Below are 17760 nucleotides of genomic sequence, written 5' to 3' on the forward strand. Positions count from 1 at the left end.
GCGGTTTCGGCTAGCCTAGAGCAGTGAGCTTGAGATTCTATGACACCGCAACAGCGCAGGTCCGGGACTTCGTTCCCCTGGTCGAAGGCAAGGCCAGCCTCTACTACTGCGGCGCCACCGTGCAGGGGCTCCCGCACGTAGGGCACATCCGCTCCGCCATCGCCTTTGACCAGCTCACGCGCTGGCTGCGTTACCGCGGGATGCAGGTCACCGTGGTCCGCAATGTGACGGATATTGACGACAAGATCCTGGCCAAGGCAGCCGACTCCGTGGGCGCCGAGCCGGCTCCCGGCGTCGTCCCCGACGAACCATGGTGGGCGCTGGCCTACCGGTTCGAACAGGAGTTCGCCAAGGCCTACGACACGCTCGGCGTCCAGCGACCCACCTACGAACCGCGCGCCACGGGCCACATCCCGGAGATGCATGCGCTCATTGCGGCCCTGATCGAGCGTGGACACGCCTACCCTGCCCTCGACGCTTCCGGCGACGTGTACTTCGACGTGCGCTCCTGGCAGAAGTACGGTTCGCTGACCCGCCAGAACATCGACGACATGCAGGCAGCGCCCGACGCCGGCCCGCGCGGCAAGCGCGATCCGCGGGACTTCGCGCTGTGGAAGGGGCATAAGGAGGGCGAGCCGGAGACCGCATCCTGGGACAGCCCCTGGGGCCGCGGACGTCCGGGCTGGCACCTGGAATGCTCGGCCATGGTCACCAAATACCTCGGCACCGAGTTCGACATCCACGGGGGCGGGCTGGACCTGCGCTTCCCGCACCACGAGAACGAGATGGCGCAGTCCCAGGCCGCAGGGCACGGCTTCGCGAACTTCTGGATGCACAACGGCATGGTCACCTTCGAGGGTGAGAAGATGTCCAAGTCCATCGGCAACACCATCAGCCCGACTGAAATGCTGGAGCAGGCCAGCCCGCGCGTGGTCCGGTATTACCTGGGCCAGGCCCACTACCGTTCGGTGCTGGACTACCGGCCGACGTCCCTGCAGGAGGCTGCCTCCGCCGTGGAGCGTATTGACGGCTTTATCGCCAAGGCCGCGGCCAAGGCTGCTGCGGAGATCGATACCGGGACCGCCGCGGTTCCGGATGCCTTCGCCGCCGCCATGGATGATGACCTGAATGTTCCCCAGGCCCTGGCAGTGCTGCATGAAACCGTGCGCGCCGGTAACACGGCCCTCGCAGCCGGTGACAATGAAACCGTTCAGCGCGCGCTGGGACAGGTGCGGGCCATGACCTCAGTCCTGGGCTTGGACGACGCGAAGGACGCAGCGTCACAGGCAGGGCCCGCCGACGCCGCACTGGACGCCCTGGTGCAGGACCGACTCGCCGAACGGAACGCCGCCCGCGCCGCAAAGGACTGGGCCCGGGCCGACGCCATCCGCGATTCGCTGGCTGCCGCCGGCATCACCGTGGAGGACGGCGCCGACGGCGTTACATGGAGCGTGGCCTGACTCCAGCAGCGGTGTCCGCCAACCCGGCCGCGGACTGCGTAAACTGGAAGGGAATGCTTTCTTCTAGTAAAGGTGTAACCGATGGCCAACAATGGACGTCCCGGCGCAATGCGCAAAGCCAAGAAGGGCCCCAGCGGCGGTACCGGCGGGCTCGGCCGCAAGGCCCTCGAGGGCAAGGGCCCCACACCCAAGGCTGAAGAGCGCCCGTACCACAAGGCGTTCAAGAACAAGCAGCTCGCTGAGCGGTCCGCCGCCAAGCGTGGCGACGCCAAGCGCGGCGATGCCCGCGCCGGCGGCCGCAGCGGCACCAACGTCCGCGGCAAGGTGGCTGAGGAAGTTGTCACCGGCCGCAACTCCGTAGTGGAAGCGCTGCGCGCCGGCATTCCGGCCAAGGCCCTGCACGTTGCCGTCCGTATCGACATGGATGACCGGGTCCGGGAATCCCTGAAGATGGCGGCCGAGCGCGGCCTGCCGGTGATGGAAACGCACAAGCCCGAGCTGGACCGCATGACCAACGAGGCTGTGCACCAGGGCCTCGTCCTGCAGATCCCGCCGTATGAGTACGCGGACCCCACCGACCTTGCCTCCGAGACCCTTGAGGCCTGGAAGAAGGGCCACATCCGCAACGCGCCGCTCTTCGTCGCCCTCGACGGCATCACCGATCCGCGTAACCTGGGCGCGATCATCCGGTCTGCCTCGGCCTTCAGCGCACACGGCGTCGTCGTTCCGGAACGCCGGGCCGTGGGTGTCACTGCCTCGGCATGGAAGACCAGCGCCGGCGCTGCCGTCCGCGTCCCCGTGGCACGGGCCGGCAACCTGAACAACACCCTCAAGACGTTCAAGAAGATGGGCATTTTCGTCCTGGGCCTGGACGGCGACGGCGATGTATCGCTTCCCTCCATAGTGCTGGCCAAGGAACCGATCTGCATCGTGGTGGGCTCCGAGGGCAAGGGCCTGTCCCGCCTGGTCCGGGAGAACTGCGACCAGATTGTCTCCATCCCCATCGACTCCGCCATGGAGTCACTCAACGCTTCCATGGCCGTCGGCATCACCCTGTACGAAATCTCCCGGCAGCGCTCCTCCTAATCCGGGCCGGGGCCACCGGCAGCAAAGGGCGTACATGGCACACGTGATTGGAACCGCCGCTGGCAGCGTCTCGAAGCGGGACTCGCGGCCCTTGCCGCTAGGTGTCAGGCACACCGTTTCAGGTGTGCCTGACGTCCCTGGTGCCGTCAACGTGTCCGTTTACGCCCCGGGCCTGCCCGCCGTCGATGTGTACTACGAGACGGCTCCCGGTAACTGGTCGATGGCTCCGCTGACGGACACTGTCCTCGGGATCCACCACTGCCGGGTGTTCGGCCTGCGGCCCGGGAACCGCTACGGCTTCTGGCCGCGGAGCCGTCCCCTTCCAGCAGAGCCGGGCAGCTTCCAGCTGCTGCTGGACCCCTACGGGTGCGGCATCGAGGCGGAACCGGCGCAGGGGAGTCAGATCTATTATTCGGTCTACACGGCCGGGGGCTTTGACTGGGGCAACGTCCGCCGTCCGCATACCCCTTGGCGGGACACCGTCATCTATGAAGCCCATGTGCGGGGCCAGACCATGCTGCATCCCGGGATTCCCGAAGAGCTCCGGGGAACCTACGCCGGCATGGGGCATCCGGTGATGGTCCAGTACCTTCAGGACCTTGGCATCACTGCGGTGGAACTGCTGCCGGTGCATTTCCATGCCGATGAGCTGCACCTGCAGGAACTGGGGCTGGCAAATTACTGGGGTTACAACACCCTCGGGTTCTTCGCCCCGCATGATGCCTACGCCACCCTTGCTGCCCGCGAAGCCGGCGCCCAGGCAGTGCAGGATGAACTCAAGGGCATGGTGAAGTCCCTTCACGAGGCCGGCATCGAAGTCCTGCTGGACGTGGTGTACAACCACACGGCCGAGGGCAAGGCCGACCACCCCGCGCTGAGCTGGCGCGGACTGGGAGATGAAACGTATTACCGGCACGGTCCGGACGGCACGTACGTGGACACCACCGGCTGCGGGAACACGCTGGACTTCAGCGAACCCCGGATTATCCAGATGGCCCTGGACTCGCTGCGCTATTGGGTGCAGGAGTACCACGTGGACGGTTTCCGCTTCGACCTGGCACCCACGCTCTGCCGTGACGCAGACGGCCGGTTCGATCCGAGGCACCCGTTCCTCGTAGCAGTAGCTGCCGACTCCGTCCTTCAAGACGTAAAACTGATCTCCGAGCCGTGGGACGTGGGCCCGGGCGGCTGGCAGACCGGCCGGTTCCCGCAGGGCTGGGCCGATTGGAACGACCACTTCCGCGACATTGTCCGGGACTTTTGGCTTCGTGGCCAGGCGGACGTTGCCGCGGGGCGGGAAGGAGGCTCCCTGGCTCGGCTGGCAGGGGCATTGGCCGGTTCCGCCGAACTGTTCGTTGAGTCCGGCCGGACACCGCTGGCCTCGATCAACTTCATCACGGCCCATGACGGGTTCACCCTCTCCGACCTGACCATGTTCGAGCGTAAGCACAACGAAGCCAATGGCGAAGGAAACCGGGACGGCACGGGAGAAAACCGCAGCTACAACCACGGCATCGAGGGGCCCACGGACGATGAGCGGATCAACGCTGCCCGGAGCCTGACTGCCCGGAACCTGATGGCCACGCTCACCATGTCCCTGGGTGTGCCCATGCTCACGGCCGGAGACGAGATCGGTCGGAGCCAACGCGGAAACAACAATGCGTACTGCCAGGACAACGAACTCTCCTGGCTGAACTGGGACCTCGACGACGCCGCCCGCCGGATGCTCTCGACCACGCGTGAGCTGCTGCGCCTGCGCCGCGAATATCTTGCCAGCCAGCCCTACCGCTTCCCGGCCGACCGGCGGCAGTCCTTCCTGCTCTGGTTCGATTCGGAGGGCAAGCCCATGACACCGGAACAGTGGGGCGATCCCGCCACCCGGGTGGTGCAGGTCCTGATCGGCTCCGGAGACGGTTCCTTGAACGGGCTGATGGTCCTGAACGGCACACTGTCCGACGTCGACGTCCGCCTTCCGGACGCGCCGACCGTCCGCAGTGCCGCCTCCGAAACGGACAACGGTTTCGAGGACATTTCTGTCCCTGGTGAATCCTCCGGGTATGAACTCGTCTTCTCCACCGCTTCGGATCCGGGGGAGCACAGGGATCAAGTCCGTCCGGCGGGCACCACCGATCTCGTTCCTGCCAACTCAATCAGCCTCTACCGCGCCTAGGGAACACCAGCTCCGACCCCGGGCCGGACGACCCTCGCGTCGGTGACGCGGGCACGCACCTGCGATCCGCCGGACGGACGTTCCGGGTCAGGTGACAACGGCACCAACGCTCCGCCCGGCGCGGCACCCAAGGCGCGGACACCGGCGCGGCCCCGGCACGGCCCCCAAGGCGCGGACACCGGAACGCCGAAACGGAAACCCTGCGCGCTACGCGTTAGCGACCAACCCCAACTCAGCCTTCGACGCCAGCCCGGAATGCGTCGGCAGCACCCGGACGGTGTAGCCGAACGGTCCGGCCTGCTCGATGCGGATGGTGCCCGTGAACAGATGGCGGCCCGACCCGAGGTCCTCCGTCGGCGCAAGCTCCTGGATGCGGTGCTCGCTGATCCGGTCGTTCTCGGTCACCATGCCGTACGCAGCTTCCACGCTGACGTCCTCCGGACGAAGGGAGCCGAGGGAAACATAGGCCTGTACCGTCAGGGTGTCGCCGATCTGCGGGTTTTCGCTGACGCCTACGGAATCCACGTTCTCCACCTGCACAGTGGACCACCCGTCACGTACCCGCGTGATCCACAGGGCGAGTTCCTTCGCAGCGGTATACCCGTCCGCCGTCATGAACCGTCCGGACGAACTGGCGGGCCGGTACAGCCGGTTGACGTAGTCCTTGAGCATCCTTGAGGCGGAAACATTCGGCCCCAGGTCCGCGAGGGTGTGCTTGACCATTTCCAGCCACTCGTGCGGCAGCGAATCCGTAGGCGGATCCGAGGGTCCGGCCGCCCCGGCAGCGGCCGGCGGCTCCGTTCCGTAGAACATGGGTCCCACTGAGTTCTCGAGCAGGTCATAAAGCGCGGCTGCTTCAATGTCGTCCCGCTGGTCCGCGGTGTAGACCTCACGGGTTCGCGTTCCCTTGCTGGGATTGGCGGAGGGGATGGCCCAACCGTTGTTGCCGTCGAACATCTCGTCCCACCATCCGTCGAGGATGGAGAGGTTCAGGCCGCCGTTGATGGCGGACTTCATGCCGGAGGTGCCGGAGGCTTCCAGCGGGCGCAGCGGATTGTTCAGCCACACGTCGCACCCGGGGAACAGGGTCTGGGCCATCGCAATGTCGTAGTTGGGCAGGAAAACAATCCGGTGCCGGACTTCAGGGTCGTCGGTGAACCGCACCAGGTCCTGGATCATTTTCTTGCCCTGTTCATCGGCAGGGTGGGACTTGCCGGCCACCACTACCTGGATGGGGTGCGTGGGATGCAGCAGCAGTGCCTTGAGCCGGTCCGGGTCCCGCAGCATCAGGGTCAGACGCTTATAGGTGGGCACCCGGCGGGCAAAGCCAATGGTCAGCACGTCCGGGTCCAGCACGTTCTGCGTCCAGGCCAGCTCCGCATCAGAGGCACCGCGCCGTCGCCAGGCACGTTTGACGCGGCGCCGGACATCGTGGACCAGGTTGCTGCGCAGCTTCCGCCGCAGGTCCCACAGGTCTTTGTCGTCAAGCTCGTAGGCCCTGCCCCAGTCGCGGTCATGCACGGTGGCGACGCCGAACTTCTCGCTGGCGAGCGCCGTAACCTCCGGGTCGATCCAAGTGGGGACGTGCACGCCGTTAGTCACCGAAGTGATGGGCACTTCGGATACATCAAAGCCCGGCCACAGGCCGGAGAACATTTCCCGGGAAACTTCGCCGTGCAGCTTGGCCACGCCGTTGGCCCGCTGGGCCAGCCGCAGGCCCATGACTGCCATGTTGAATTTGGCCGGGTCTCCGCCCTCGTAGTTTTCCGCTCCCAGGGCCAGGATCTTGTCGGTAGGAACCGACTGTGCCAGGCCCGCGGTGAAGAAGTGGCGGATCTGGGTTTGCTCGAACCGGTCGATGCCGGCCGGGACCGGGGTGTGAGTGGTGAACACCGTGGATGCGCGGGAAACGGTCAGCGCTTCCTCCCACGTCATGCCCTGGTCCATCAGTTCACGGATGCGCTCTATGCCCAGGAAGCCGGCATGGCCTTCGTTGCTGTGGAAGACCTCTGCGGGAGGGGCGCCGGTAAGCCGCTGGTGTACCCGCAGGGCCTTCACGCCGCCCATTCCCAGCAGCAGTTCCTGCTGCAGCCGGTGGTCTCCGCCTCCGCCGTACAGGCGGTCCGTGATGCCGCGGGCGGCGTCGTCGTTCCCTATGACGTCCGAGTCCAGCAGCAGCAGGGGTACGCGCCCGACGTCGGCGCGCCAGATATGTGCCGAAAGCTGGCGGTTGTCCGGCAACGGCAGGGTGATTTTCGCCGGGGTGCCGTCTTCCTCGCGCAGCAGGGTCAACGGCAGGGCGTTGGGGTCCAGCACGGGATAGGTCTCCAGCTGCCAGCCGTCCCGGGAAAGGGCCTGCTTGAAATACCCGGCCTTGTAGAGCAGCCCCACCGCAACCAGGGGCACTCCGAGATCGGAGGCGGCCTTCAAATGGTCGCCGGCCAGGATTCCCAGGCCGCCGGAGTACTGGGGTAGTACGGCGCTGATGCCGTACTCGGGGGAGAAGTACGCAATCGACGCCGGGGCGTCGTCGCCCAGGCCCTGGTACCAGCGGGGTTCATTGAGGTACCTGTCCAGGTCAGCGCCGAGGTCCGCGATTACAGAGACCAGATGCTCATCCTGCGCGATGCGCTCGAGCTTGTCCCGGCTCACGGTCCCGAGCAGCTTCACGGGGTCTTCGCCGCTGGAGCGCCAGGCGGCGGGGTCGATGCTTTCAAACAACTTGAGAGTCGGCTGGTGCCAGGACCACCGAAGGTTCGAGGCCAGCCGGCCCAAGGGGGCGATGCTGGACGGCAGGACGGTTCGGACGGTAAATCTGCGTATTGCCTTCACCCCGGTCACGCTAGCGCACTAACGCGGCGGGTAACCGGAAATGACGAACAAATGTTCAGGTAAATACACGGCGGCTTGAAAACGCAGCCAAACCGTGGCCGACCTGCCGTGAATCCGTAAAAGTACGTTGCCTTAGCATTCTGCCCAAATTCTCGATAACGTCTAGTCTGTGAGCACATCCAGCGCGTTGACACCAGAAGACCTGCCCTCGAAGGATCTCCGGTTTGGCCGGATTCCAATCACCAATGTGACCCCCGTAGTGGAGTACGGGAGATTCCCCGCCAAAGCCGTGCCAGGAGAGGACCTCGTCATCGGGGCCACCGTGTTCCGCGAGGGACATGACCTGGTAGGCGCCAGTGCCGTTCTTTATGACCCCGAGGGCACCGTCGTGACCCGCAGCCGGATGCATCCGGTGGGTCTGGGCCTTGACCGCTGGGAGGGCATGCTGCGTCCGGCCGGCACGGGCCACTGGAGCTTCGCCGTGGAGGGTTGGGCGGACGTCTACGCCACCTGGCACCACAACGCCGAGGTGAAAATCGCCGCCGGCGTCGACGTCGAACTGATGCTCACCGAAGGCCACCAACTGTTCGCCTCCGCTGCCGCCGAGCGCAGCGGCGCCGACGCCGACGTCTTCCGCGCTGCCGCGGCAGCGCTCGCAGATACCGGGCTGCCGGTCGAGGAACGCCTTGCCGCCGCCGGAACCGAAGCCGTCACCGCTATTCTCGACCGCGATCCGATCCGCGACCTGGTCACCAGCTCGGACCGCTTCCCCCTTCTGGTGGAGCGGGAGCTCGCCGGCCGCGGCGCCTGGTACGAATTCTTCCCCCGCTCGGAAGGCGCCCAGTGGGATCCGGCCACCCGCGAGTGGACCTCGGGGACGTTCCGCACCGCGGCACGCAGCCTGCAGCGCGTGGCGGATATGCAGTTCGACGTCATTTACCTGCCTCCCATCCATCCCATCGGCACCACGCACCGCAAGGGGCCGAACAACACCCTGGTCGCCGGCCCGCAGGATCCCGGCTCGCCCTGGGCCATCGGTGCCCCCGAGGGCGGCCACGACGCCATCCACCCCGATCTGGGGACGTTCGAGGATTTCGACGCGTTCGTGGGCAGCGCCCGGGAACTGGGCCTCGAGGTCGCCATCGACTTGGCGCTGCAGGCCTCCCCGGACCACCCCTGGGTGACCAGCCACCCGGAATGGTTCACCACCCGCGTGGACGGTTCGATTGCCTACGCCGAAAACCCTCCGAAGAAGTACCAGGACATCTACCCCCTGAACTTCGACAATGACTACGAGGGCCTCTCGCAGGAGATCCTGCGCATCGTGCGGCTGTGGATCAGCCACGGCGTGCAGATCTTCCGGGTGGACAACCCTCACACCAAGCCGCTGCGGTTCTGGGAATGGCTGATCGGCACCGTGAACGCAGAGTACCCGGGCGTGATCTTCCTGGCCGAGGCATTCACCCGCCCGCCCATGATGCATGCACTGGCCAAGGCCGGGTTCCAGCAGTCCTACAGCTACTTCACCTGGCGGAACACCCGCGAGGAGATCGAGGAGTACTTCACCGAGGTGTCGCAGGAGTCTTCGGCCTTCTTCCGGCCCAACTTCTTCGTGAACACCCCGGACATCCTCACCGAATTCCTGCAGTTCGGCGGACCTGGAGCCTTCAAGATCCGCGCCGTACTGGCTGCCACCGGCAGCCCGCTGTGGGGCGTCTACGCCGGCTACGAGCTGTTCGAGCACGTCGCCCGGCCCGGGGCCGAGGAGTACATCGACAACGAAAAGTTCGAGTACAAGCAGCGTGACTTCGCCGCGGCGGAAGCTGAAGGCCGCAGCCTCGCCCCGTACATCACCCGGCTGAACGAAATCCGCCGTACCCATCCCGCTTTGGGGGACCTCGAGAACCTCACGGTGCACTCCAGCACCGACGAGTGCACAGTGGTCTACTCCAAGCACAAAGAGACCCTTCCCGGCGATCCGTCCAGCCGGGACACACTCATTATTGTGGTTAACGTGGACCCCCACAGTGCCCGCGAATCCACCGTCACGCTCGACCTCGATGCGCTTCACCTCGCCCCGCAGGATCTGAACGAAGACGGCACCTTCTGGGTGGATGACCTGATCAGCGGCCAGAGCTGGCGCTGGGGAGCCCACAACTACGTCCGCCTGGACGCCCACTTTGAACCCGCGCACATCCTGTCAGTTCGGAGGAACTCCTAGTGCCCAACCCGTTTCAACTGCACGCACCCGGCTTGACCAATGATCCTCATTGGTACCGCAAGGCCGTTTTCTATGAGGTACTCGTCCGCGGCTTCGCGGACGCCAACGGGGACGGATCAGGTGACTTCAGCGGCCTGATCGAAAAGCTGGACTATCTGCAGTGGCTGGGCATCGATTGCCTGTGGCTGCCGCCGTTCTTCAAGTCGCCGCTGCGCGACGGCGGCTATGACATCTCCGACTACTACGATGTCCTGGACGAATTCGGCACCATCAGCGACTTCAAGCGCCTGGTTGCAGAAGCACACGCCCGCGGCCTGCGCGTCATCATCGACCTTCCGCTGAACCACACCTCGGACAAGCACCCGTGGTTCGAGGAGTCCCGCAGCGATCCGGACGGCCCGTACGGGGACTTCTACGTCTGGTCCGACACCGACCAGAAGTACGAAGACGCCCGGATCATCTTCGTGGACACCGAGGAATCGAACTGGACCTTCGACCCGGTCCGCCGCCAGTTCTTCTGGCACCGGTTCTTCAGCCACCAGCCCGACCTGAACTTCGAGAACCCCAAGGTCATCGAGGCGATTTTCGACGTCGTCCGCTTCTGGCTGGACCAGGGCATCGACGGATTCCGGGCCGACGCCATCCCGTACCTCTTCGAAGAGGACGGCACCAACTGCGAAAACCTCCCGGCCACGCACCGGTTCCTCAAGGACCTGCGCACCATGGTCGACGAGAACTACCCGGGCCGCGTGATCATCGCCGAGGCAAACCAGATGCCGCACGAAGTGGTGGAGTACTTCGGTGACGAAACCGGCGACGAATGCCACATGTGCTTCCACTTCCCGATCATGCCGCGCCTGTTCTACGCGCTGCGGGACCAGAAGGCCGCACCGATCATCCAGACCATGGAAGAGACTCCGGAGATTCCGGCCGGCGCCCAGTGGGGAACCTTCCTGCGCAACCATGACGAGCTGACGCTGGAAATGGTTACCAACGAGGAGCGCCAGGCGATGCTCGGCTGGTATGCCCCGGATTCCCGCATGCGGGCCAACATCGGCATCCGACGCCGGCTGGCTCCGCTGTTGGACAATTCCCGCTCGGAGATCGAGCTGATCCATGCGATGCTGCTGGCCCTGCCGGGCAGCCCGTTCCTGTACTACGGCGACGAGCTGGGCATGGGGGACAACATCTGGCTGGAAGACCGCGATTCCTCCCGCACTCCCATGCAGTGGAACCCGGACCGCAACGCCGGATTCTCCACCGCCGATCCCGGCAAGCTGTACCTGCCGGTGGTGCAGTCGCTGGTTTACCACTACAACCACGTGAACGTGGAAGCGCAGCTGGCCAGCTCGAGTTCGCTGCTGCACTGGATCCGGCAGATGATCATGGTCCGCCGCGCCCACCCGGCCTTCGGACTGGGTTCCTACCGCAACGTGCCGACCGACGCCGAAGCAGCCCTGGCCTTCGTGCGCGAACTGCCGGACAACAACCCGGAGGGTGAGGTGGGTGAGACAGTGCTGTGTATCTTCAACCTCTCGCAGCACCCCATTTCCGCGTCGATGAAGCTGCCGGAGTTCGCCAACCGCGGACTGCGGGATGCCTTCGGCGGCACGCTCTTCCCCACCATTGGAGAAGACGGTGCCCTGACGCTGACGCTGGGCAGCCACGACTTCTACTGGCTGCGCCTGCGGTCGGTGAAGTCTGACACTTCGTCGCCGCAGACCGAAGCCATTCCCATGATTCCGATTTCGGAGGCAGCACGGAGATGAGCCTGTTGACGCCGTCCCTGCCCGAAATCCTGACGTCCTGGCTCCCCGGACAACGCTGGTTCCCTGCAAAGGGCCGCGAAGTCCTGTTGGAAAGGGTCGGCGGGATCCGGCTCGAGGACCCCGCCGGCGAGGTCGGGCTGGAAGTCCACCTCATCGCCGTCGTCTCCGGGGACCGCCGCGACGTCATCAGCGTGCCGGTAAGCTACCGGACCGCACCGGCGCCCGAGCTGGAAGCCGCCCTGCTGGGCCGGGCGCACCAAGAAGACCTGGGGGAGCGGTGGCTTTACGATGCGACCGCCGACCCGGTCTTCGTCACCGCCTGGCTGGAACTGATGAGGTCTCAGGCTTCGTCCCTGGACGGCCACACACACGGCTTTGCCCTGGACGGATTCGCTGACTGGGCGCCGTTCCGGGAGCCGCTGCCCACCAAGGTCCTGTCAGGCGAACAGTCCAACACCTCCGTGATTGTGCGGGCCCCGGAAGCGCCGCTGATCGTGAAGTTCTACCGCGTGGTGGCTGCCGGCGAGAGTCCCGACGTCGAGGTCAGCGCACGGCTGACCGAAGTCGGGTCAGTGGACGTTCCGGCCACCTATGGCTGGGTGACCGGCTCTTGGACGGACCCGGCGGACGAGGCCGGAGAGAAACTGCTGACCGGGCACCTGTCCGTACTGCGGGAATTCTTCCCCGGCAGCGAAGACGCCTGGCGGACCGCGTCCTCGGCCGCCCTTGCCGGCCGGGATTTCACTGCAGAGTCCGAGGAACTGGGTGCGGCCACCGGCCGCATCCACCAGCAGCTGGCGGCTGCCTTTGGCAGCAGGCCTCCCAGCGCGGCGGAACGCGCCGAGTTCCTTGAGTCCCTCAGCTCCCGGATCCGGTGGGCGTGGGGGGAAGCACACGACGTCGTCGGGCCGTTCGATGAGGCAGTGGAGTACCTGCTGGGGCAGGTCAACCACCTGCAGACGCTGCCCAACCTGCAGCGCATCCACGCCGACTACCACCTCGGGCAGGTCCTGCGTGTTCCGGACCGGGGCTGGATCGTCCTCGACTTCGAGGGCGAGCCGCTGCGGCCCGCGGCCGAACGGAGTGTCCCTGATGCGCCGCTGCGCGACGTCGTCGGCATGCTGCGCTCGATCGACTACGCCGCCGGCGTAGCGCTGATCGACGGGGCGGAAGGCGAAGCAGAGTCCGAAGAAGCCGTCCAGCAGCGAAGCGAATCGGCCCGCCGGTGGGCAGCTGCCGCGGCCGATGCTTTCCTGCGGGGGTATGAGAAGGAAACCGGCACCACCATCAACCGCAGTGACCCGCTGTTCCTGGCCCTGTGGCTGGACAAGGCGCTGTACGAAGTTGTCTACGAGATGAGAAACCGTCCGCGCTGGATCAGCGTTCCCGCTGCCGCCGCCCGGTCCATTCTCGTGAAGGCCGACGACGCAGCACGCAAGGAAGAGAGCACAGTGAATAAGCCACGCAAGTCGCGGTCCGCATCCGCCACCGCAGAGCCCCAGGTGCCCGACGTGCCCGTCTCCACCGATCCGATCCCCGTCACCGAGGACGTGCTGCAGGCCGTTTCCGAAGGCCGCTACTACCAGCCGCATGCAGTCCTTGGCGCGCATCTGGAGAACTCCGGAACCGTCGCCACCATTCGAACCCTGCGCCCGCTGGCGCGCGAAGTCGTGGTCGTGACCCCTGAAAGCCGGGTGCCGCTGGAGCACGAGTACAACGGCATCTGGGTAGGAACCCTGCCGGCTCCGACGCCGGGCACCGTTCCGGATTACCGCGTGGAGGTGACGTACGACGGCGTTGAGCCCCAGCTGTTCGACGATCCGTACCGGTTCCTCCCGTCGTTGGGCGACATTGACCTGCACCTGATTGGTGAAGGCCGGCACGAAAACCTGTGGACAGTCCTCGGCGCCAATCTGCACCATTACGATTCCGTGCTGGGCGATATTTCCGGCGTCAGCTTCGCAGTCTGGGCCCCCAATGCCCGCTCCGTGCGAGTTAAGGGCGATTTCAACGGCTGGGACGGCACCATCAACGCGATGCGTTCCCTCGGCAGCTCCGGTGTCTGGGAAATCTTCCTGCCCGGCGTCGAACCGGGCGCCCGCTACAAGTACGAAATCCTGGGCAGCGACGGCGTCTGGCGGGAAAAGGCCGACCCCATGGCAAAGGGCACCGAGGTGCCGCCGCTGACCGGTTCGCGCGTGGTCGAGTCCACCTATGAGTTCGGCGATGCCGAATGGATGGAGGCACGGGCCTCCCGGGATCCGCACAATTCGCCCATGAGCGTGTACGAGGTGCACCTGGGTTCCTGGCGCCTGGGACTGAACTACCGGGAAATGGCAGACCAGCTGGCCGAGTACGTGCAGTGGCAGGGCTTCACCCATGTGGAACTGATGCCCGTGGCCGAGCACCCGTTCGGTGGTTCCTGGGGTTACCAGGTGACCTCCTACTTTGCCCCTACCGCACGGTTCGGGCATCCGGACGAATTCCGCTACCTCGTGGACCGGCTGCACCAGGCCGGCATCGGCGTCATTCTGGACTGGGTTCCGGCCCACTTCCCCAAGGACCCCTGGGCGCTGGCAAAGTTCGACGGCCAGACGCTCTACGAGCACGGCGACCCGTTCCGCGGCGAGCAGCTGGACTGGGGAACGCTGGTCTTCGACTTCGGCCGCCGTGAAGTGCGGAACTTCCTCGTGGCCAACGCCATTTACTGGCTGGAAGAATTCCACGTCGACGGGCTCCGGGTGGATGCTGTGGCATCCATGCTGTACCTGGACTACTCGCGGCCGGAAGGCCAGTGGACGCCCAACGTCTACGGCGGCCGGGAGAACCTCGAGGCGATCTCCTTCCTCCAGGAAGTCAACGCGACTGCGTACAAGCGGGTGCCTGGCATCGTGATGATTGCCGAGGAATCCACCGCGTTCCCCGGCGTTACGCGTCCTACGAGCAGCGGCGGCCTCGGTTTCGGGCTCAAGTGGAACATGGGCTGGATGCACGACACCCTCCAGTACATGTCCGAAGACCCGATCAACCGCGTCTACCACCACGCCCAGTTGACCTTCTCCCTGGTCTACGCGTACACGGAGAACTTCCTGCTGCCGATCAGCCATGACGAAGTAGTGCATGGCAAGGGCTCCCTGCTGCGCAAGATGCCCGGTGACCGGTGGCAGCAGCTGGCCAACCTGCGTGCCTACCTCGCCTTCCAGTGGGCTCATCCGGGCAAGCAGCTCATCTTCATGGGCACCGAGTTCGGCCAGGAAGCGGAATGGTCGGAGCAGTACGGGCTGGACTGGTTCCTGACTGACACCCCGCAGCATAAGGGTGTCCAGCTGATGGTGAAGCAGCTCAACGAGATCTACCGCAACACCCCCGCGCTGTCCGCCCGGGACAACGAGCCCGCAGGCTTCCAGTGGATCAACGAGAACGACGGCGCCCGCAATGTCCTTTCGTTCATCCGCTGGGACCATCAGGGAAATCCGGTGGTCTGCGTGGCCAACTTTGCCGGCGCCCCGCACCAGGACTTCCGGCTGGGAATGCCGTGGGCCGGGGAATGGGTGGAAGCACTCAATACCGACGCCGCTGAATTCGGCGGTTCCGGCGTAGGGAACATGGGTGTAGTGCACGCGGTTGAAGGTGCCTGCAATGGCCAGCCGGCATCCGCCACGCTGACCGTTCCTCCGCTTGGTGTGCTGTACCTGGTCCCCAAGCCATAAGTGCAGTTGGCGGCCCGGACTCCCGCGGGGAGTCCGGGCCTGCACCGGGTACGCAGCCCCGCATAAACCGTGCTAGAGTTAATACCCGCGCTGATCGAGGGAAACGCAATCCTGGACACTGAACCAGGAGAACGGATCCAACGGGTTTCAACCTTCAGTCGTGAGTCCGGGAACTAGCTTCCCGCCGGTTCGCCGGAAGGATCCACGGCCGGTTTGACACCCACCGGACAGTGTGGCTAAGATAGAAAAGTTGCTCCGGAGCGACGCAGAGCTTAGATCCCCTTGAGGATCGCCTGCCGGTGCCGGAAGCAGTCTGTTGTTTGAGAACTCAATAGTGTGCCAAGTTTATTGATACCAATTTATTTTGATTGGTTGAACAGGCCGTTCCGCCCACCCCGTGGGTAAGGGACGGTTTTTTTAGCCGGTTTCGAATTTAGTGCAGTGCCTGCAGCCAATTTTCCTTGGCTTCGGTGCTGTGTCTGTAACACATTTACGGAGAGTTTGATCCTGGCTCAGGATGAACGCTGGCGGCGTGCTTAACACATGCAAGTCGAACGATGACTTCTGTGCTTGCACAGAATGATTAGTGGCGAACGGGTGAGTAACACGTGAGTAACCTGCCCCTGACTTCGGGATAAGCCTGGGAAACCGGGTCTAATACCGGATACAACGGACCACCGCATGGCGGTCCGTGGAAAGCTTTATGCGGTTTTGGATGGACTCGCGGCCTATCAGCTTGTTGGTTGGGGTAATGGCCCACCAAGGCGACGACGGGTAGCCGGCCTGAGAGGGTGACCGGCCACACTGGGACTGAGACACGGCCCAGACTCCTACGGGAGGCAGCAGTGGGGAATATTGCACAATGGGCGGAAGCCTGATGCAGCGACGCCGCGTGAGGGACGAATGCCTTCGGGTTGTAAACCTCTTTCAGCAGGGAAGAAGCGAAAGTGACGGTACCTGCAGAAGAAGCGCCGGCTAACTACGTGCCAGCAGCCGCGGTAATACGTAGGGCGCAAGCGTTATCCGGAATTATTGGGCGTAAAGAGCTCGTAGGCGGTTTGTCGCGTCTGCTGTGAAAGCCCGGGGCTCAACCCCGGGTCTGCAGTGGGTACGGGCAGACTAGAGTGATGTAGGGGAGACTGGAATTCCTGGTGTAGCGGTGAAATGCGCAGATATCAGGAGGAACACCGATGGCGAAGGCAGGTCTCTGGGCATTAACTGACGCTGAGGAGCGAAAGCATGGGGAGCGAACAGGATTAGATACCCTGGTAGTCCATGCCGTAAACGTTGGGCACTAGGTGTGGGGGACATTCCACGTTTTCCGCGCCGTAGCTAACGCATTAAGTGCCCCGCCTGGGGAGTACGGCCGCAAGGCTAAAACTCAAAGGAATTGACGGGGGCCCGCACAAGCGGCGGAGCATGCGGATTAATTCGATGCAACGCGAAGAACCTTACCAAGGCTTGACATGAACCGGAAAGGCCTGGAAACAGGTCCCCCACTTGTGGCCGGTTTACAGGTGGTGCATGGTTGTCGTCAGCTCGTGTCGTGAGATGTTGGGTTAAGTCCCGCAACGAGCGCAACCCTCGTTCTATGTTGCCAGCGCGTTATGGCGGGGACTCATAGGAGACTGCCGGGGTCAACTCGGAGGAAGGTGGGGACGACGTCAAATCATCATGCCCCTTATGTCTTGGGCTTCACGCATGCTACAATGGCCGGTACAAAGGGTTGCGATACTGTGAGGTGGAGCTAATCCCAAAAAGCCGGTCTCAGTTCGGATTGAGGTCTGCAACTCGACCTCATGAAGTTGGAGTCGCTAGTAATCGCAGATCAGCAACGCTGCGGTGAATACGTTCCCGGGCCTTGTACACACCGCCCGTCAAGTCACGAAAGTTGGTAACACCCGAAGCCGGTGGCCTAACCCCTTGTGGGAGGGAGCCGTCGAAGGTGGGACCGGCGATTGGGACTAAGTCGTAACAAGGTAGCCGTACCGGAAGGTGCGGCTGGATCACCTCCTTTCTAAGGAGCACCTCGAAGACCATGTCCGTCCACAGTGTCGGATGTGTGCTTTGCAGGAGATGCCCATATCGGAGACATCTGTTCTCCGGTGGGTGCTCAAGGGTGGAATATCAATGGATAGGCGCTGGCATGCCGGCTGCGGGGATCAGTACGTTCCCTCCTTCGGGAGGGTTCCTGGAACATCCCGTGCAGTCCTGGTAGGTCCGGTTCGTCGTTTGGCACACTGTTGGGTCCTGAAGCAACAGGCACCCCGGTTCTTCCTGTCCCGTTTGCGCGGGGCCGGGGGTATGGGTTGTTTGGTTTGTTTCTGTGTGTTCCTGCGCAGGCCGGAACCGTACACGGGTGGTCTTCCCTCTTGGGGGCGGGCTGCGGGTGCGGGGAGGGGTGTGACGGGGTTGTTGTTTGAGAACTACATAGTGGACGCGAGCATCTTAAAATATTAAGTGCAATTTCAGAAAAACCTGGTGGATCCGGGTGCCCCGTCAAAAGGGTGCC

The 17760-nt window shown here is 64.3% G+C and carries 7 protein-coding genes and 1 rRNA gene; 7 read left to right on the forward strand and 1 reads right to left on the reverse strand.

The annotated features are described in order from the left end of the window. Nucleotides 1-23 precede the first annotated feature (23 nt). From cysS to glgX, 3 genes are all read left to right on the forward strand, one after another. On the forward strand, nucleotides 24-1460 hold the full coding sequence (gene cysS / locus N2K98_RS02320; protein WP_255866272.1) for a cysteine--tRNA ligase: 1437 nt from the start codon (nucleotides 24-26) through the stop codon (nucleotides 1458-1460). Nucleotides 1461-1541: 81 nt separating this feature from the next. Then, nucleotides 1542-2546, forward strand: a complete 1005-nt coding sequence (gene rlmB / locus N2K98_RS02325; protein ID WP_255798887.1) for a 23S rRNA (guanosine(2251)-2'-O)-methyltransferase RlmB — start codon at nucleotides 1542-1544, stop codon at nucleotides 2544-2546. Between the two features lie 34 nt (nucleotides 2547-2580). After that, entirely contained in the window at nucleotides 2581-4716 is a 2136-nt protein-coding gene (glgX, locus tag N2K98_RS02330) for a glycogen debranching protein GlgX (protein ID WP_257794644.1), read from the forward strand. A gap of 207 nt (nucleotides 4717-4923) precedes the next feature. On the opposite strand, the gene glgP is transcribed toward glgX, so the two are convergent. Further along, the gene (gene glgP, locus N2K98_RS02335) at nucleotides 4924-7548 is read right to left on the reverse strand and encodes an alpha-glucan family phosphorylase (protein WP_255866270.1); all 2625 of its coding nucleotides are present in this window, start codon (nucleotides 7546-7548) and stop codon (nucleotides 4924-4926) included. Nucleotides 7549-7717: 169 nt separating this feature from the next. Here glgP and N2K98_RS02340 point away from each other — a divergent pair, with 169 nt between their 5' ends. The 4 genes from N2K98_RS02340 to N2K98_RS02355 all read left to right on the forward strand — a co-directional run bounded on the left by N2K98_RS02340 (nucleotide 7718) and on the right by N2K98_RS02355 (nucleotide 17265). Beyond that, on the forward strand, nucleotides 7718-9769 hold the full coding sequence (locus N2K98_RS02340) for an alpha-1,4-glucan--maltose-1-phosphate maltosyltransferase (RefSeq protein ID WP_255798890.1): 2052 nt from the start codon (nucleotides 7718-7720) through the stop codon (nucleotides 9767-9769). Continuing rightward, nucleotides 9769-11538: a maltose alpha-D-glucosyltransferase gene (gene treS / locus N2K98_RS02345; RefSeq protein WP_255866269.1), complete on the forward strand. Its 1770-nt coding sequence runs from the start codon at nucleotides 9769-9771 to the stop codon at nucleotides 11536-11538. Before N2K98_RS02340 ends, treS begins: the two co-directional genes overlap by 1 nt. Next, on the forward strand, nucleotides 11535-15248 hold the full coding sequence (glgB, locus tag N2K98_RS02350) for a 1,4-alpha-glucan branching protein GlgB (protein ID WP_255866268.1): 3714 nt from the start codon (nucleotides 11535-11537) through the stop codon (nucleotides 15246-15248). The genes treS and glgB overlap by 4 nt, the downstream gene beginning before the upstream one ends. A 489-nt stretch (nucleotides 15249-15737) precedes the next feature. Further along, nucleotides 15738-17265 (forward strand): 16S ribosomal RNA (locus N2K98_RS02355). Nucleotides 17266-17760 lie beyond the last annotated feature (495 nt).

The organism is Arthrobacter jinronghuae, assembly GCF_025244825.1.
Lineage (GTDB): Bacteria > Actinomycetota > Actinomycetes > Actinomycetales > Micrococcaceae > Arthrobacter_B > Arthrobacter_B jinronghuae.

Coding starts and splice junctions, on each gene's coding strand:
- rlmB (WP_255798887.1), top strand. CDS start 1,542: ATGGCCAACAATGGACGTCCCGGCGCAATGCGCAAAGCCAAGAAGGGC.
- glgX (WP_257794644.1), top strand. CDS start 2,581: ATGGCACACGTGATTGGAACCGCCGCTGGCAGCGTCTCGAAGCGGGAC.
- glgB (WP_255866268.1), top strand. CDS start 11,535: ATGAGCCTGTTGACGCCGTCCCTGCCCGAAATCCTGACGTCCTGGCTC.